Consider the following 17,540-nt stretch of genomic DNA (forward strand, 5'->3'; position numbering starts at 1 on the left):
CCGCCGCGGCTCAAACGCTACAACCGCCTGATCGCCAGAAGGCGGGCTGCGGTGGAGACCACTTTCGCCATGCTCAAGCGCCGCATGAAGCTGACCACGATCCGCTATGTCGGGCTGGCCAAGGCAGCCGCCCAGGTGACGATGGCGGCCATCGCCTTCAACATGCGCCGATGGGCCGCCATCACAGGATAGGTGCGCCCGGATTCCGGCCACACAGGGCCGGACCGCCGCCTGAAACCCCAGACAGGACACCCCAAAACCCAAAAACAAACGAAAACCGGCGCCAAACCCGTTCCCGCCAGCGCTCTCCTGAAACTGCGCAACGGTCCCCTTGTGGGAGAAGGGAAGAGAGCGCGTTCGATCATCCCTTGGCTGCCTCTTCGAGCTTGGCGATGTCGATCTTGGTCATCTGCATCATCGCCTGCATGACACGGCCGGCCTTTTCCTTATCGGGATCCCGCAGCAGCTTCGGCAACTGCTCGGGAACGACCTGCCAGGAAAGGCCGAATTTGTCCTTCAGCCAGCTGCACTGGCTGGGCTCACCACCGCCCTCGATTAGCCTGTTCCAGAAATGGTCGACCTCTTCCTGCGTCTTGCAGTTGATGGACAGCGAGACTGCCTCGGTGAACTTGAATTGCGGCCCGCCGTTGAGCGCCTGAAACTGCACGCCGTCGAGCTCGAATTCGACCACCAACACCTTTCCCTCATGATCGCCGCTGCCCTTGGGCCAGCGCATCACGCTCAGCACCTTCGAATTCTTGAAGATGGAGATGTAGTGGTTCATCGCGTCCTCGGCCTGGTCTTCAAACCACAGGCAGGGGGTGATCTTTTGCATTTGCTTGCTCCTCGGCTGTTGCAGTTGGCTATCACAGTGAAACGGCCTGGCTTGGCGTTGGTGTTATTTGCCCTGCCGTTTGCCCAAGGACGCCCGGGCGGCACGCAATCCGACAGTGTCATCAAATTTTCTTGGAAAAATCTGGCGCATTGCAAAATTGTGGCCAGACCACACCCCTGCGTCTATAACGCCTGCGACCAGAATTCCGCTCCGCCGCTTGGCCAGTCCAGCGCGCCAGCCAGCAAGGAAAGACGCATGCCCGCCTATCGCTCCCGCACCACCACCCATGGCCGCAACATGGCCGGCGCCCGCGGCCTGTGGCGCGCCACAGGCATGAAGGATTCCGATTTCGGCAAGCCGATCATCGCTATCGTCAATTCCTTCACCCAGTTCGTGCCAGGCCATGTCCATCTCAAGGATCTCGGTCAGCTCGTCGCCCGCGAGATCGAAAAGGCCGGCGGCGTGGCCAAGGAGTTCAACACCATCGCCGTCGACGACGGCATCGCCATGGGCCATGACGGCATGCTCTATTCGCTGCCGTCGCGCGAGCTGATCGCCGACTCGGTCGAATACATGGTCAACGCCCACTGCGCCGACGCCATGGTCTGCATCTCCAATTGCGACAAGATCACGCCGGGCATGCTGATGGCGTCGCTGCGCCTCAACATCCCGACCGTCTTCGTCTCCGGCGGGCCGATGGAAGCCGGCAAGGTGGTGCTCGCCGGCAAGACGCAGGCGCTCGATCTGGTCGACGCCATGGTCGCGGCCGCCGACGACAAGATCTCCGACGAGGACGTCAAGACCATCGAGCGCTCGGCCTGTCCGACCTGCGGCTCCTGCTCGGGCATGTTCACCGCCAATTCGATGAACTGCCTGACCGAGGCGCTGGGTCTTTCATTGCCCGGCAACGGCTCGACGCTAGCCACCCATGCCGACCGCAAGCGGCTGTTCGTCGAGGCCGGCCATCTGATCGTCGATCTCGCCCAACGCTACTACGAGCAGGACGACGAAACCGCGCTGCCGCGCAGCATCGCCTCGAAGGGCGCCTTCGAGAACGCCATGACGCTCGACATCGCCATGGGCGGCTCGACCAACACCGTGCTGCACATCCTGGCTGCCGCGCATGAGGGCGAGGTCGACTTCACCATGGAGGACATCGACCGGCTGTCGCGGCGGGTTCCGGTGCTGTGCAAGGTGGCGCCGGCCAAGGCCGATGTCCATATGGAGGACGTCCACCGCGCCGGCGGCATCATGGCGATCCTCGGCCAACTCGACAGCGCCGGGCTGATCAACCGCGACCTGCCGACGGTGCACACGGCAAGCCTCGGCGAGGCCCTCGACCATTGGGACATCTCGCGCACGACCAGCCAGAACGTTCGCGATTTCTTTCTGGCGGCGCCGGGCGGCGTGCCGACGCAGATCGCCTTCAGCCAGGACCGCCGCTGGGACGAGCTCGATCTTGATCGTGAGAAAGGTGCCATCCGCTCGGCCGAACACCCCTTCTCGAGGGATGGCGGCCTTGCCGTGCTGAAAGGCAACCTGGCGCTCGACGGCTGCATCGTGAAGACCGCCGGCGTCGACGAATCCATCCTCAAATTCACCGGCCCGGCCCGGGTGTTCGAAAGCCAGGACGCCAGCGTCAAGGCGATCCTGTCGAACGAGATCAAGGCCGGCGACGTCGTCGTCATCCGCTACGAGGGGCCGCGCGGCGGCCCCGGCATGCAGGAAATGCTCTACCCGACCAGCTATCTCAAGTCGAAAGGGCTCGGCAAAGCCTGCGCGCTCATCACTGATGGCCGCTTTTCCGGCGGCACCTCCGGCCTGTCGATCGGCCATGCCTCGCCGGAGGCGGCGGAAGGTGGGCTGATCGGGCTGGTGCAGGAGGGTGACACGATCGAGATCGATATCCCGAACCGTACCATTAGGCTTGCTGTCGACGACGCCGAACTCGCAGCCCGCCGCGCGGCGATGGAGGCTAAGGGCGCTGCCGCCTGGAAGCCCGAGGAAAAGCGCAAGCGCAAGGTGACGACGGCGTTGCGAGCCTATGCGTCGATGGCGACAAGTGCTGCCAAGGGTGCGGTACGGTACGTGCCGGAGTAGGTTGGCGCCTAGGCCCCCTCATCCGGCCGCTTCGCGGCCACCTTCTCCCCGCTGGGGAGAAGAGGCTGGCGCCGGTGTTGGCGATCTCTTCTCCCCTTGGGGAGAAGGTGGCCCGAAGGGCCGGATGAGGGGGCATGGCTCCAATGCCCGGCAACATGCCACTCAAGGCATCAGCTGATACTCATAAAGCTTCTGGTAGAGCCCACCCTGGTTGAGCAACATCCGGTGCGACCCGCTTTCCACCACTTTGCCGGCTTCCAGCACCACGATCGTATCGGCCTGGTGCACGGTGGATAGCCGGTGGGCGATGACGATGGTCGTGCGTCCGGCCGTCAGCTGCTGCAGCGCGTCACGAAACAGCGCCTCGGACTCGGCGTCGAGCGCGCTGGTCGCCTCGTCGAGAAGCAGGATCTCCGCATTGCGCAGCATGGCGCGCGCGATCGAAATGCGCTGGCGCTGGCCGCCGGAAAGCCGGGCGCCGTTCTCGCCGACTTCCGTGTCGTAGCCTTCCGCCATGGCGACGATGAAGTTGTGAGCATTGGCAGCCTTGGCGGCGGCGATCACGTCCTCGTCGCTCGCGTCCTGCCGCCCGAGACGGATGTTGTGCATCACCGTGCCGGCGAACAGGAACGTGTCCTGGCTGACATAGGCGATCTTCTGCCGCAGCGAAGCGAGCGTGGCGTGCGCAATGTCCTGGCCGTCGAACAGCACCTTGCCGCTGTCGGGATCGTACATGCGCATGATCAGATTCAGCATGGTCGACTTGCCGCTGCCCGAAGGCCCCACCAGCGCCGTCATCTTGCCGGCCGCGAAGGTCAGGTCGAAATGTTCCAGCACGGGTTGGCCGTCCTGATAGGCGAAGCTCACATCGTCGAACCGGATTTCGCCTGGGCCCGGCAGAAGCGGCTTGGCACCGGGCTTTTCGGCCAGCGTCAGCGGCCGATCGGCCAGTTGGAACATCATGCGCACCCCGACCATGCCGGTCTCCAGCGAGATGCGGACACGGGCAAGGCGCTTTGCCGGCTCGTAGGCAAGCAGGAGCGCGGTGATGAAGGCCATGATGCTGCCGGGTGTCTGCCCGCCTTGCACGACGAGAACGCCGCTGACCAGGATGACGCCGGCGATGGCCAGCCCGGCCAGCGTTTCCATGATCGGGCTGGTGCCGGCCTCCAGCGTCGCGATGCTGTTGGCCCTGCTTTCGACATCGGAAACCGCCTTGTGCATGCGCTTGCGCATCGAATCCTCGAGATTGAAGGACTTGACGACGCGCACGCCGATTGTCGTTTCCTGCATCACCTGCACGATCTGTCCGATGGAGCGGAATTCCATTTCGGTGATCTTGCGGATCCGCTTGAGGATGCGGTTGACGAAATAGATCGCCGCCGGCCCGATAATGAAGGAAACCAGCGACAGCGCCGGTTGCTGGATAAACATGACCAGCAGCAGGCCGATGAGCGAAACCAGATCGCGCACGAACGACGTGACGACGAGGTCGAGCACCCTGCGCGCGGCCTGCGCGTTGTTGGTCATCCGGGTGATCAGGTCGGACGAGGAGGTCGAGTGGTAGAATTCGATGCCTTGCGCCAGGATCCGGTCGTAGATCTTGCGCTGCCGCTCGGCGATGATGCTGTTGCCGACCCGGCTGAGGAAATAGGCCTGGACGAAGCTGGCGACGCCCTTGATGATGAAGATGGCGGCGACCGCGCCCGCGATCAGGTAGATCCGCTTGACGTCCCGCGAGATCATGAATTCGTTGGTGATGTCGCGCATGATCCAGGCGCTGGCTGCCGTCATGCCGGCCACCACCAGCATCGCCAGTATGGCGATAGTGTAGCCGAACATGTGTTTGCGGAATGATTCCCTCAGCAGCCTCACGACGAGGTGCAGGTTCTCCGACGAGCGGAAAAATCGAAACAAACGGCTGATCCCTGAAACCGCGACAACGAAAGGCGGCTTATAGAGCGAGTTGCGGCCGGATGGAACCATTCGCCGCCGTGGAAAGAAGCGGCTGCGGCAACCTGTGCGCCACGATGCGCATGACCCGTAAATCGGAATCGATTTTCGCTGGGGATCATGCGCAAAATCAAAGTGCTGCAGCGTCCTTGCGCGTCCAAGAGGACACGCGGCGCTGTAGTGTGATTCTGAAAAGGGATGACGACAGATGAATTTCGACCTTATCGTTCGCGGCGGCATGCTGCCCGACGGCACGATCGCCGATATCGGCATCGTCGGCGAGACGATCGCGGCCATCGAGCGCGAACTGAACGTAACCGCGGGCACGGCGATCGACGCCCATGGCAATCTGATCTCGCCGCCTTTCGTCGATCCGCATTTCCACATGGATGCGACGCTCTCCCTGGGCATTCCGCGCATCAACGCGTCGGGCACGCTGCTGGAAGGCATTTCACTGTGGGGCGAGCTGAAGCCGCTGCTGACGCACGAAGCGGTGCGCGAGCGCGCGCTCGCCTATTGCGACTGGGCGGTGTCGATGGGCCTGCTCGCCATTCGCACCCACGTCGATGTTTGCGATAGCAGGTTGCTGGCGGTCGAAGCCCTGCTCGACGTGAAGAAGACGGTCGCGCCCTATATCGACCTGCAACTGGTCGCCTTCCCGCAGGATGGATTCTATCGCTCGCCGACGGCGCGCGACAACACCATCCGCGCGCTCGACATGGGCGTCGACATCGTCGGCGGCATTCCGCATTTCGAGCGCACCATGGCCGACGGCACGCGCTCGGTGACGGAATTGTGCGAAATCGCGGCAAAGCGCGGCCTCATGGTCGATCTGCATTGCGACGAGACCGACGATCCGCTGTCGCGCCATATCGAGCAGCTGGCCTATGAGACGCAGCGCCTCGGCCTGCAGGGCAGGGTCGCCGGCTCGCATCTCACCTCGATGCACTCGATGGACAACTACTATGTCTCGAAGCTGCTGCCGCTGATCGCCGAGGCAGGCGTCTCGGCGATTCCCAATCCGCTGATCAACATCATGCTGCAGGGCCGCCACGACACTTTTCCCAAACGGCGCGGCCTGACGCGGGTGAAGGAAATGCTTGCCCACGGCATCCGCGTCGGCTGGGGCCAGGATTGCGTGCTCGACCCCTGGTATTCGCTGGGCACCGCCGACATGCTGGACGTCGCCTTCATGGGCCTCCACGTCGCCCAGATGTCGAGCCCGGCCGACATGGCGCGGTGCTTCGACATGGTCACCAACGTCAACGCCGCCATCATGGGCCTCGACCATCTTGGCCTCAGCGTGGGCAAGCGCGCCAGCCTCGTCGTCCTCGACGCCGGCGATCCGGTCGAGGCGTTGCGCCTGCGCCCCGAGCGCCTGTGCGTCATCGCCAGGGGCAAGGTGGTGGCCGAGCGGACCAGGCAGGACACGCGGCTTTCGATCGCGGGACGGCCGGGAACGGTGAACCGCAGGCATCGTCCGCCCATGTCATGACCAGGAATTGTCATGACCGATAGTGGGCAGGCCCAATAGGACGGCGGGCCTGCATCAAAGCCGCCCGCTTCGATCAGATTGATAGGTCCTGATCTTAAGTCTACAGTCAGTCTCCACTTTTATGTCGAGGAGGACAGCATGTGGTACAAGACGGCGATCGTGGTCGCGCTGGCTGCAATCTGCACAGGCTGCATGACGGCGGAAGATCGCCGTGCCGCGGACGAGGCGAAATGCCGGTCCTACGGCTTCGTCAGGAAGAATGATGCCTTCGCCGAATGTCTGCAGCGCATCGATCTCGCGCGCCGCGCGGACCTGAGAAGCGCGTCGGCTTTCGATCCTTGGGACAGGCCGGTGATCTATCGTCCGATCATCATCCGGCCACGGCCGAAGTAGGCCGGCCGTTCGAGCGCCATTTCGATCATATTCATGAGTGTAGGCCCAGCCGATTTCCGGCTCTGGTCTGGCTGGTTTCCCGATTTCCGCTCGTCAAAGCGGCTGCTTGCGTCTACGACCCGGCTCACCGGCTTCATGCGGGAGGAAGCGAGATCGGCATGGCGGAGCCAACAGTCCAGAATTCGACGATCAGGAACGTGCTTTTGGCCGGCATTCTGCTGATGCTGGCCGGCGATTTCCTGTTTGCGTTGAACGATGCGATGGGCAAGTGGCTGGTCGCCAGCTTTTCGGTCGGCCAGGTCGTGCTGATCCGCTCCATCGGCGCCTTTTTCGTGCTCGGCCCGATGATCGCGCGTCAGGGCACGGCCAAGCTGTTCCACATGGAGCGCCTTGAACTGCAGGTCCTGCGCGTCGTCATGACGACGCTCGACACGGCGTTGTTCTATGCCGCCGTCGTCTATCTGCCGCTCGCCGACGTCATGAGTTTCTACATGGCGGGGCCGATCTACGTTGCGGCGCTATCGCACCTGTTGCTCGGTGAAAAGGTCGGCTGGCGCCGCTGGATGGCGATCCTGGTCGGCTTCTGCGGCGTTTTGATCATGCTGAAGCCGTCCTCGGCGGCGTTTTCGCTGTCGTCGAGCTTCGCACTGGCCGGAAGCATTTCATTCGCCTTCGCCATCATCCTCAATCGGCGGCTGCGTGGCACCAGCGACACCTCGCTCGTTACCTGGCAAACCATCGGCACCTTGCTGGTCGGCGGAGTTCTCACCATCGGTAACTGGCAGACGCCGTCCCCCCTCGATTTTGGCGCCATGCTGCTTCTTGGCATCGTCTCTTGCGGCGCGCATCTGATGATCACCAGGGCGCTGAAGCTGGCGCCCGCCTCGACGCTGGCGCCGCTGCATTACAGCCTGCTGCTGTGGGCCGTCATTTTCGGACTGGCCTTCTTCGGCGACATGCCCGGCCCGCGCATCCTGATCGGCTCGGGCATCATCGTGCTGGCCGGCCTGTTCATCTTCCATCGCCAGAAGGTGGTCGACACGGTGCCGCCCGAAAACGTGCCGAAGGGCGTCAACTAATGCTCAGATTTCTGATACCTAACGTTGCGTGTCGCCGCTGACCCAGAAAGCCTCTAAGCCCTGACCCTTTCGCCCGCCGGGTCGTAAAGCGGCTCGAAATGGATCTTTGCCGGCGTCCGTTCCATCGCCACCACCAGCTCGTAATCGCCGGAGGCGAGGAATTCGTCGCTGACGCCATCGGCGTTGCGCACATAGCCGTAGCCGATGGCCTTGCCGACCGTGTAGCCATAGCCGCCGCTGGTCAGGTAGCCAACCGGCTCGTCGTTGCGCAGGATCGTCTCGCGCCCGAGCAGCACGATCTCGCGATCGTCGACCGTGAAGCCGGCAAAGCGCTTTTTCAGCGCGGCGCCGTCGAGCTTTTCAAGCGCCCGCCTGCCGACGAAATCCGTGTTCTTTCTGAGCTTCACCGCCCAGCCGAGGCCGGCCTCATGCGGCGTGTCGTTGGGCGTGATGTCGGAGCCCCAGGCGCGGTAGCCTTTTTCCAGCCGCAGCGATTCCAGCGCCCGGTAGCCGACCGGGCGGATGCCGTGCTTCTCGCCCGCCGCCATCAGCGCGTCGAAGACCTCGCCGGTTGCCGCGATCGGCACATGCAGCTCCCAGCCGAGTTCGCCGACATAGGTAACGCGCAGCGCCCGGATTGTGTGGCCGGCGATGGCGATTTCCCGAACATGTCCGAACGGGAAAGCGGTGTTCGACACATCCGCATCGGTCACCACAGCCAGCACGTCGCGGGCACGCGGCCCCATCAGCGACAGCGTGCCGAAATCCTCGGTGACGTCGGTCGGCGTCACGTCGAGTTCCTTGCCGACATGGTCGCCGATCCACGAGAAATCATGCGTGCGGAAACCAGTGCCGGTGACGATGTAGAATGTTTCCTCAGCCAGCCGCGCCACGGTCAGGTCGGCCTCGATGCCACCTCGCGTGTTGAGAAGCTGTGTGTAGGTCAGCCGGCCGACCGGCTTGTTGATGTCGTTGGCGCAGATCCAGTCGAGTGCTTTCAGCGCGTCCGCGCCGCGCAGTTCATATTTGGCAAAGGACGACTGGTCGAAGATGCCGACGTTCTCGCGCACGTGCCGGTGTTCGTCGCCGACCGGCGAGAACCAGTTCTGCCGGTCCATCGAATAGATGTCCTTCGGCTCGGCACCCTCGGGCGCGAACCAGTTCGGCCGCTCCCAACCGAGCTTCGAGCCGAACACGGCGCGGTGCTTTTGCAGCCGTTGATAGAGCGGTGACACGATCCGCGGCCGGCCCGTGGCATATTCCTCATGCGGGAAGCCGATCGTGTAGTGCTTGCCATAGGCTTCCAGCGTGCGGTCGCGAACCCATTGCCGGTCGCGGTGCAGGTCGCAAAAGCGTCTGATATCGACCACCCACAGGTCGAGCGGCGCCTCGCCGTCGACCACCCATTGCGCCAGCACCCAGCCGGCGCCGCCGCCCGATGCGATGCCGAAGGCGTTGAAGCCGGCGCCGACGAACATGTTGGCGCATTCGGGTGCCACGCCGAGAATGAAATTGCCGTCCGGCGTGAAACTCTCCGGCCCGTTGATCATCTGCTTGACGCCGACGGTTTCGAGCGCCGGAACCCGCGCGATCGCCTGGTTCATATGCTGCTCGAAATGATCGTAATCGTCGTCGAACAGCCGGAACTCCCAGTCATCAGGAACATCGCCCCCGGGAAGATCGGTCGTCCAGGCTTGCGGGTTCGGCTCATAACCGCCCATCACCAGCCCGCCGACCTCCTCCTTGAAATAAGTGCGGCGGTCGGGGTCACGGATCGTCGGCGCATCGGTCGCCAACCCGTCGATCTTTTCGGTGATGATGTACTGGTGCTTGACCGGCTGCAGCGGCACGTTGATGCCGGCCAGCGCCCCCACCTGCCGCGCCCATTGCCCGGCGCAGTTCACCACCTTGTCGCAGGCGATATCGCCCTTGTTGGTCTTCACCGCGGTGATGCGGCCATCCTTCATCTCAAAGCCGGCGACGCGTACCTCCTCGAACAGCCTGGCGCCATGCATGCGCGCGCCCTTGGCCAGCGACTGCGTGATGTCGGAAGGGCTTGCCTGGCCGTCGGTCGGCAGCCAGCTGGCGCCGACGAGATCGCCGGTTTCCAGCAGCGGCCACATTGTCTTGACCTCGGCCGGGGACAGCAACTGCATGTCCATGCCGAAGCTTTTCGCCGTCGTCGCCAGCCTCTTGTACTCGATCCAGCGGTCGGCATTGTTGGCGAGCCTGAGGCACCCGGTCATCTTCCAGCCGGTGGCCAGCCCGGTTTCGGCTTCCAGCCCCTTGTAGAGATCGACCGAATATTTGAGCACGCGGGTGATGGAGGCCGACGAGCGCAACTGTCCGACCAGCCCCGCCGCATGCCAGGTGGAGCCCGAAGTCAGCTTGCCCTGCTCCAAAAGCACGACATCGGCCTTGTGGTCACGCGCCAGATGATAGGCCGTCGAACAGCCGATGATGCCGCCGCCGATGACGACGATCTCGGCATGGGCGGGCAATGTCATGATTTCTGTCCGTACTTTGTTCTGTAGTTTTCCAGCGCGGCTTGCAGCCGCGTCAGGTTGTCGTCGGTATAGGCGACGTAGTCGATGCCGGGCGCGTCGAGATAAAGTTCGGAAACCATGCTCCACATCGCCTCGCGCAGCAGCGATGCGCATTGCATGGCCGCGTGCGAACGGCGGATCGCCTGGTCCGGCTCCTTCATGAAATAGGCGGTCAGGAAGGCGAAGGACTCCTCGTCGCTCATGCTGGCGTTCGAGGCGACGCCGGCGAGGTCGAACATCGCCGTGTTGAAGCCGGCATATTCGAAATCGATAAGCCACAGCCTGTGGCCGTCGTCGAGAATATTAGCCGGCAAGAGATCATTGTGGCCGAAGACGATTGGCAGCAGTTTCTGCGCCCGTTCGAGCTCGTCCGCCAGAGCCAACAGGCGTGGCAACTCGCTTCGCTTGCGGCTGCTGCCTTCCTCGAGCGTGCGTGCATAGTCGCGGATGACATGGAACACCCAGAACATGAAGCCGGCGCCGGAGACATGATTGGGCATCTCCCGATGGAAGCCGCGCATCAGGGCGGCGACGCGGCCGATATTGGCGCGCACGTCTTCCGCGACATAGGTCTTGGCGCCGAGAAATTCCGTCACCAGGATGCCGGGCTCGGAATAGCGGACCGCCGGCGCGAAGCCGGCGGCGTGCGCCGCTCGCGCGGTCATCACCTCGCGCTCGCGAAAGACGTGGTGGAACGGAAAGTCCTGGCCGAAGCGCACGACATGCCGCCCGGCCGCGTCCTCGACCAGATAGTTGGCGTTGCTCAGGCCGCCCGGCAGCGGCTCGATTTCGACGCTGCCGGTCCAGCAGGGCAGGGCGCGGATGCGGTCTTCAGCAGTCACAAATTCATCCCTCGTCTGGCAGATATCAAGACGCCACGGAGGACACAAAGATGGCGGTCGGCAGGAGGGAGCAATGCGAAAGTCTCGTCGGTGCGGGACGCCAGGATTGGTATCCCGCACCGCACCGACGAGCCCCTGTGCCGGGTTCTTTGACGCCGGCATCCGCCCCCGCGGATTCGAAAAAATCCTTTTCCCTTGCGCCAGACGATTTTCCAGACGTTCGGGCAGGTAAATTCTGGTGCGGCTCTGCCATCATTCTCTCGTGGCCGTTCCGAGCCTGTCACCAAGCCAGTGTCCTGCCATCTGACTTGGCTTGTCAACGAAAATTTGTGGCTTTTTCTGTCGTTTTGCCCGAAATCGCAAGGATTTCTTGTAAGCTGTGGCAGATTTGCCTTAGAAGCGGTCAGCGGCGCAACAATCCGATGGCGAAACCCGATGATCCATTCGAAGCGGCATGGCGAAATCCTGCGTCTCCTGCAGGAGGAGGGCACCGTCACCATCGCCAGCCTGGCCAACCGGCTGGGCGTCTCGCTCGAGACCGTGCGCCGCGACGTCAAGCCGCTGACCAGTGACGGTTCGATCCTGAAGATGCATGGCGCCGTCGGCCTGCCCTCGATGGCCGGCGAGGCGCCGTTCGAGCGGCGCATGCGCGAGAATGCCGACGCCAAGCGCGCCATCGCCCGCATGGTTGCCGCGACCATCCGCGACGGTGAATCGGTTATGCTCGACACCGGCACCACTACCTCTTTCCTGGCCCGCGAACTGCTCGGCCACCGGCGGCTGACGGTGGTCACCAACTCCTCCGACATTGCCCGCACGCTGGCCACGGTCAACGGCAACAAGGTCTACATGGCCGGCGGCGAGTTGCGCAGCGATTCGGGCGCCGCCTTCGGCGTCTCGGCCATCGAATTCGTCAGCCGGTTTTCCGTCAACCATGCGGTGATCTCCACCGGCGCGGTCGATGCCGTCACGGGCGTCATGGACTATGATCTGGAGGAGGCGGAATTCGCCCGCATGGTGCTGTCGCGCGGCCAGCGTACGCTTGTCATCACCGACCACACCAAATTCGGCCGCCAGGGCCTAGTCCAGGTCTGCGGCTTCGACGGTTTTTCCGAACTTTCCACCGACCGGCCGCCGCCGCGCGACATCGCCGCCGCCCTTGCCGAGTCCGGCGCACGGCTCAGCATTGCCGGCGACGAGAGCGGGATATAAAGCGCGTCGCGTTTGAACGAACGAATGCGATGCGCTTTAGCTTCTTGTTCTATGCGTGTCGCTATCGCAAAACCGCCACGCACCCTCGGTTCAAGACCGAGGGCATGCTTTTGGGCGACAGCATTAACCGAAAACAAGCGATTGGTGGGCGCATATGCCCGCGAAGGCGCCGCCTGATACGGCGAAGGCAATGTTGTGCATCGATCGTGCCGCATCTCCGGCGGCATAGACACCGGGGACCGTCGTCTGCTGGCGGTCGTCGACGGTGATCACCGGGCCGAGAAGACCTTCCGTGAAGCCGCAGCCGAGCTGTTCGGCAACCGGACTCGCCATGGTGTTGCGCGGTGCGGTGAACAGTGCCTTGACGCCGGCTTTGCGGCCGTCTTCGAGCCTGACGGTCAGTCCGCCCGAACCATCCTTTTCCAGTTCGGCCACGCCGGCCGGCTCAAGCCGCACATTCCGCCTTTCCAGCGCAAGCATTTGTTCCGCGTCGGGCTCGAACATGCCGTTTGCGAACAGCGTGACGTCGCCCCAGTCGGCGATCAGCTGCGCCTGATGCACCGACATCGGCCCGGTTGCGAGCACGCCAAGCGGACCGCCGGCCACCTCGTAGCCATGGCAATAAGGACAATGCAGCACGCTCTTTCCCCAATGCTCGGCAAGCCCGGGGACATCCGGCAGGATATCGCGCACGCCGGTGGCAAGAACCAGCCGCGCCGCGCCGAATGTTTCGCCGCGCTCCGTGGTGATCTCGAAGCCGGAACCGGCGGCAACGGCCTTGTCCGCCAATCCGGCGACGAGCTTGGCCGTCGGATAGGCCAGCAGCAGCTGCCGTCTTGCGTCGTCCAGGATTGCGCCGGGCGTGCGCCCGTCCTGTCCGAGGAAACCGTGCGAATGCTCGGCGAAACGGTTGCGCGGCTGGCCCGCGTCGATCACCAGGACGTTGCGCCGGGCCCGCGCTGCCTGGACGGCTGCGGACAGGCCGGCAAAGCTGCCGCCCACGACAATTAGATCATACTGCGTAACTGACAGATCATACTGCATGGCTGGTCACTCCAATCAGTTCGTAACGGCGGCGGAAATCGGCGGCGAGATCGGCAAGCGTGATGCGGCTGAGTTTTTCCGCCAGCAGCCTTTCGGCCTCGACGCGAAAATCATCGAGCGCCGCCATCACCGCTTGTTCGACAAGGCAGCCGGGGCTTTCCGGCTCGGTGCTGAACGGCAGCAGCGTTTCGCCAAGCGCGGCGCTGATCTCGGCCAGCGAAATTTTCTCGGGCGCACGGCCAAGCTGCCAGCCGCCGCCATGGCCGCGCGACGAGGTGACGATGCCGGCGTCGCGCAAGCCGGCGATGGTCCGGCGGACCACGACCGGGTTGGTGTGGATGAATGTGGCGAGTTGCTCGGAGGTCAGCGCGTGTTCCTGTGTCTCGGTCATGTGGACGAGAATGTGCAGGGTCGAGGACAGTCTGCTGTTTCGTTTCATGTAACTTAGTTAGTTACGAGTCTTGCGATCGTCAAGTGATGTCGATCGCCCACTTCCCAGCGCCGCCTCCGCCGTGTTTAGTCCGGCGATGGCCTTCACCATCCGCCAGCTGCAGTTCTTCATCGCCGTCGCCGAGCAAGGCACGGTATCGGGCGCCGCGCAGAACCTGTCGATCTCGCAATCGTCGGTCACCGAGGCGATCAAGGAGCTTGAGAGCGATCTCGGCGTCGAACTGTTCGAGCGCCACCCGCGTGGCCTTAACATCACCCACAAGGGTCACCAGTTCCTGCGTCACGCGACCAAGATCCTTGCCGACGTTTCCGACGCGCGCCGCGCCTTCTTCGGCGATCAGGCGGTGGCAGGCGGCCGGCTCCAGCTCGGCGTCACCTCGCTGGTAGCCGGTTATGTGCTGTCGGACCTTCTCGCCCGCTACCGCCGCGCCTATCCCGGCGTCGAAATCTCGGCCATCGAGGACAATGGCGACTACCTCGAGCATCTCTTGATCGGCGGCAAGCTCGACATCGCCGTCATGGTCACCTCGAACCTGCGCGACCGCACCGCGCTGCAGTCGGAAATCCTCGAAGTCTCGGCCTACCGGCTGTGGCTGCCGCTCGGCCATCCGCTGGCCGGCGCCGATATCATCGGCATAGGCGACATCGCCTCGGAGCCGCTGATCATGCTGACCGTCGACGAGATCGAGGAGAATACCGGAAAACTGCTGGCGGCGATCGGCGCCAAGCCGCATGTCGCCTTCCGCACCCGCTCGGTCGAAGCGGTGCGCAGCCTCGTCGCCACCGGCGCCGGCGTGGCGCTGTTGCCCGACCTCGTCTACCGGCCGTGGTCGCTGGAAGGTGACCGCATCGAATCGCGCGATATTTCGGGCTCCTTGCCGGTGGTCCAGGTCGGCATGGTCTGGCGCCGTGGCTCCGGCCTGCCGCAGGCCGCGCGCGACTTCATCGGCCTTGCCCAGTCGCAGCGCATGGTCCGTCAGCGGCCGGAGAAGATTGGCCGCTGACCTATCGGAAAAACCGATATCGCCTTTCTGATAAATGAATTTGCGAAACCGGAAGTTTCACAGCACCTTGACCATCAGGGACCAAAGCCGCCGCGAGAGTGCGGCCCCTTATGCGCCAAAATGGGAGATCGACGATGAATTCATTCCTGAAGTCATGCACTGCCCTGAAGTCTTGCACTGCATTCACAGTCGCGCTTGCCTTCTCCGGCCAGGCCATCGCCCAGGTCACGGAACTCGGCAAGGGCGAAGGCCAGGTCAACATTGTCGCTTGGCCCGGCTATATCGAGCGCGGCGAGACCGACAAGGGCTACGACTGGGTGACGTCCTTCGAGAAGGACACAGGCTGCAAGGTCAACATCAAGACCGCCAACACCTCCGACGAGATGGTCGCGCTGATGAATGAGGGCGGCTTCGACCTCGTCACCGCCTCCGGCGATGCCTCGCTGCGCCTCGTCGCCGGCAAGCGCGTCCAGCCGATCAACACCGATCTCATCCCGAGCTGGAAGACGATCGACGATCGCCTGAAGGATGCCCCATGGTTCACGGTCGGCGGCGCCCATTACGGCGTCCCCTACCAGTGGGGGCCGAACGTGCTGATGTACAACACCGAGGTGTTCAAGGAAGCGCCGAAGAGCTGGAACGTCGTCTTCGAGGAGATGACCTTGCCTGACGGCAAGTCGAACAAGGGCCGCGTCCAGGCCTATGACGGGCCGATCCACATTGCCGATGCCGCCAATTATCTGATGGCCCACAAGCCGGAACTCGGCATCAAGGACCCCTATGAGCTGACCGAGGACCAGTACAAGGCCGCCCTCGATCTCTTGCGCGTCCAGCGCACGCTGGTCGGACGCTACTGGCATGACGCCGCCATCCAGGTAGACGATTTCCAGAATGAGGGCGTTGTCGCCTCCGGTTCATGGCCCTACCAGGTCAACACGCTGGTCGCCGCCAAGAAGCCGGTCGCCTCGACCATTCCCGAGGAAGGCGTCACCGGCTGGGCCGACACCACCATGATGGAGGCCGACGCGGCCCACCCGAACTGCGCCTATATGTGGATGGAGCACTCGCTGTCGCCGAAAGTGCAGGGCGATGTCTCCGCCTGGTTCGGTTCGCTGCCGGTGGTGCCCGCCGCCTGCAAGGGCAACGAACTGCTCGGCGACGAAGGCTGCAAGACCAACGGCTACGGCAATTTCGACAAGATCAAGTTCTGGAAGACGCCAGTATCGAAATGCGCCACCCAGAACGACCAATGCGTGCCTTACTATCGCTGGGTGTCGGATTACATCGGCGTCATCGGCGGGCGGTGAGCTCCCTTACCCTCTCCCTTGTGGGGAGGGTCGACGCGTAGCGTCGGGGTGGGGGTCCGCTCGGCAGTTCCTGCTGAATCACCCCCACCCGCGGCTTCGCCGCGGCCTCCTCGCAAGGGGGGAGGTAGGGCGTCACGCAGTTCGTGGCCCCGCCCGCAGTCCGTGGCGGCGCTGACGATGTCAACAAAATCAAACCGGCTAAAGACTGACAGCCCATGACCTCAGCCGTTTCCTTTCAGAAAGTCTCGCGCCATTTCGGCAGCGTGCGTGCCGTCGACACTGTCGATCTCGATATCGTGCCGGGCGAGTTCTTCGCCATGCTCGGGCCTTCCGGCTCCGGCAAGACGACCTGCCTGCGCCTGATCGCCGGCTTCGAGCAGCCGACGGCGGGCTCGATCTCCATCTTCGGCGAACGGGCCGAGGGCGTCCCGCCCTATCGCCGCAACGTCAACACCGTGTTCCAGGACTACGCGCTGTTTCCGCATCTCGACGTGCTCGACAATGTCGCCTACGGGCTGATGGTCAAGGGCGTCGGCAAGCCGGAGCGGCGGAAGGCGGCGGAGGAGGCGCTGTCGCTGGTGCGGCTTCCCGGTTACGGCGCCCGCCGTCCCGGCCAGCTCTCCGGCGGCCAGCGCCAGCGCGTCGCGCTCGCCCGCGCCTTGGTCAACCAGCCAAAGGTGCTTCTGCTCGACGAGCCGCTTGGCGCGCTCGACCTCAAGCTGCGCGAGAACATGCAGGAGGAGCTGAAGTCGCTGCAGAAGGCGCTTGGCATCACCTTCGTCTTCGTCACCCACGACCAGGGCGAGGCGCTGTCCATGGCCGACCGCGTCGCCGTCTTCAACGACGGCAAAATCATGCAGGTCGGCACGCCGGAAGACATCTACCAACGGCCGAGGACGCGCTTCGTCGCCGATTTCGTCGGCTCGTCCAACGTGCTGCCGCCGGATTTCGTCCAGCGTTATTCCGGGCAGCACCGCTGGGGCAGCCTGCGCCCTGAATCCATTCGCGTCGGTCGTGCCGCCAAGGGCGACGGCGTAGCCGCCCGTCTCGTCTCGGCCAACTATCTCGGCGCTACGACAAGACTGGCGCTCGACGCCGACGGGCTGAGGCTGCACGCCATCGTGCCGGCGGGTTCGAAATTGCCCAGGGAAGGCGAGGCGGTCACCCTCACCTTCAACCGCGAGCATTTGCATCTTATGGACGAGACGGCATGAAGGTGTTTTCGGCAACTGTCGCCAATAGCCGAGGCAGGGCACTCTACGGCGCCCCCCTCTGTCCAG

At 63.7% G+C, this 17,540-nt stretch carries 15 protein-coding genes; 9 read left to right on the plus strand and 6 right to left on the minus strand.

Translation table 11 applies throughout. The features are described from left to right. Positions 1–192, plus strand: a 192-nt coding sequence (locus IQ26_RS21465; protein WP_145720349.1) for a transposase, incomplete at its 5' end; no start/stop codon positions are given. Between the two features lie 169 nt (positions 193–361). Here the strand turns inward: IQ26_RS21465 and IQ26_RS21470 are convergent. Continuing rightward, the gene (locus IQ26_RS21470; RefSeq protein WP_145720350.1) at positions 362–835 is read right to left on the minus strand and encodes a VOC family protein; all 474 of its coding nucleotides are present in this window, start codon (positions 833–835) and stop codon (positions 362–364) included. A gap of 255 nt (positions 836–1,090) precedes the next feature. On the opposite strand from IQ26_RS21470, the gene ilvD reads away from it, so the two are divergent. Continuing rightward, on the plus strand, positions 1,091–2,935 hold the full coding sequence (gene ilvD, locus IQ26_RS21475) for a dihydroxy-acid dehydratase (RefSeq protein ID WP_145720351.1): 1,845 nt from the start codon (positions 1,091–1,093) through the stop codon (positions 2,933–2,935). A 162-nt stretch (positions 2,936–3,097) separates the two neighbouring features. Here ilvD and IQ26_RS21480 read toward each other — a convergent pair whose 3' ends face one another. Beyond that, positions 3,098–4,852 (minus strand): ABC transporter ATP-binding protein, encoded by a 1,755-nt coding sequence (locus tag IQ26_RS21480; RefSeq protein WP_145720352.1) that lies wholly within the window; start codon positions 4,850–4,852, stop codon positions 3,098–3,100. Positions 4,853–5,096: 244 nt separating this feature from the next. Between IQ26_RS21480 and IQ26_RS21485 the strand changes: the two genes are divergently transcribed. The 3 genes from IQ26_RS21485 to IQ26_RS21495 all read left to right on the plus strand — a co-directional run bounded on the left by IQ26_RS21485 (position 5,097) and on the right by IQ26_RS21495 (position 7,855). Next, positions 5,097–6,383, plus strand: coding sequence for an amidohydrolase family protein (locus IQ26_RS21485; RefSeq protein WP_145720353.1), 1,287 nt, complete (start codon positions 5,097–5,099; stop codon positions 6,381–6,383). Positions 6,384–6,521: 138 nt separating this feature from the next. Next, positions 6,522–6,776 (plus strand): hypothetical protein, encoded by a 255-nt coding sequence (locus tag IQ26_RS21490; RefSeq protein ID WP_145720354.1) that lies wholly within the window; start codon positions 6,522–6,524, stop codon positions 6,774–6,776. A 158-nt stretch (positions 6,777–6,934) separates the two neighbouring features. Beyond that, positions 6,935–7,855, plus strand: a complete 921-nt coding sequence (locus IQ26_RS21495) for a DMT family transporter (protein ID WP_145720355.1) — start codon at positions 6,935–6,937, stop codon at positions 7,853–7,855. 53 nt (positions 7,856–7,908) lie between these two features. Here IQ26_RS21495 and IQ26_RS21500 read toward each other — a convergent pair whose 3' ends face one another. Together IQ26_RS21500 and IQ26_RS21505 are read right to left on the minus strand one after the other, a co-directional pair. Continuing rightward, on the minus strand, positions 7,909–10,362 hold the full coding sequence (locus IQ26_RS21500; protein ID WP_145720356.1) for a GcvT family protein: 2,454 nt from the start codon (positions 10,360–10,362) through the stop codon (positions 7,909–7,911). Further along, positions 10,359–11,243, minus strand: a complete 885-nt coding sequence (locus IQ26_RS21505) for a phosphotransferase family protein (RefSeq protein WP_145720357.1) — start codon at positions 11,241–11,243, stop codon at positions 10,359–10,361. The genes IQ26_RS21500 and IQ26_RS21505 overlap by 4 nt, the downstream gene beginning before the upstream one ends. A 435-nt stretch (positions 11,244–11,678) precedes the next feature. Between IQ26_RS21505 and IQ26_RS21510 the strand changes: the two genes are divergently transcribed. Continuing rightward, positions 11,679–12,455, plus strand: coding sequence for a DeoR/GlpR family DNA-binding transcription regulator (locus IQ26_RS21510; protein WP_145720358.1), 777 nt, complete (start codon positions 11,679–11,681; stop codon positions 12,453–12,455). Between the two features lie 123 nt (positions 12,456–12,578). Here IQ26_RS21510 and IQ26_RS21515 read toward each other — a convergent pair whose 3' ends face one another. Together IQ26_RS21515 and IQ26_RS21520 are read right to left on the minus strand one after the other, a co-directional pair. After that, entirely contained in the window at positions 12,579–13,499 is a 921-nt protein-coding gene (locus IQ26_RS21515; protein WP_145720359.1) for an NAD(P)/FAD-dependent oxidoreductase, read from the minus strand. Next, positions 13,489–13,938, minus strand: coding sequence for an RrF2 family transcriptional regulator (locus IQ26_RS21520; protein WP_145720360.1), 450 nt, complete (start codon positions 13,936–13,938; stop codon positions 13,489–13,491). Before IQ26_RS21520 ends, IQ26_RS21515 begins: the two co-directional genes overlap by 11 nt. An 88-nt stretch (positions 13,939–14,026) precedes the next feature. Between IQ26_RS21520 and IQ26_RS21525 the strand changes: the two genes are divergently transcribed. The 3 genes from IQ26_RS21525 (at position 14,027) to IQ26_RS21535 (ending at position 17,474) form a co-directional block, all read left to right on the plus strand. Further along, complete coding sequence (locus IQ26_RS21525; protein WP_145720361.1) at positions 14,027–14,953, plus strand: LysR family transcriptional regulator; 927 nt, start codon at positions 14,027–14,029, stop codon at positions 14,951–14,953. A gap of 134 nt (positions 14,954–15,087) precedes the next feature. Next, positions 15,088–16,260: an ABC transporter substrate-binding protein gene (locus IQ26_RS21530; protein WP_145720362.1), complete on the plus strand. Its 1,173-nt coding sequence runs from the start codon at positions 15,088–15,090 to the stop codon at positions 16,258–16,260. A gap of 215 nt (positions 16,261–16,475) precedes the next feature. Then, positions 16,476–17,474 (plus strand): ABC transporter ATP-binding protein, encoded by a 999-nt coding sequence (locus IQ26_RS21535; protein ID WP_145720363.1) that lies wholly within the window; start codon positions 16,476–16,478, stop codon positions 17,472–17,474. Positions 17,475–17,540 lie beyond the last annotated feature (66 nt).

This window comes from Mesorhizobium tianshanense (assembly GCF_007830515.1).
In the GTDB taxonomy this organism is placed as follows: domain Bacteria; phylum Pseudomonadota; class Alphaproteobacteria; order Rhizobiales; family Rhizobiaceae; genus Mesorhizobium; species Mesorhizobium tianshanense.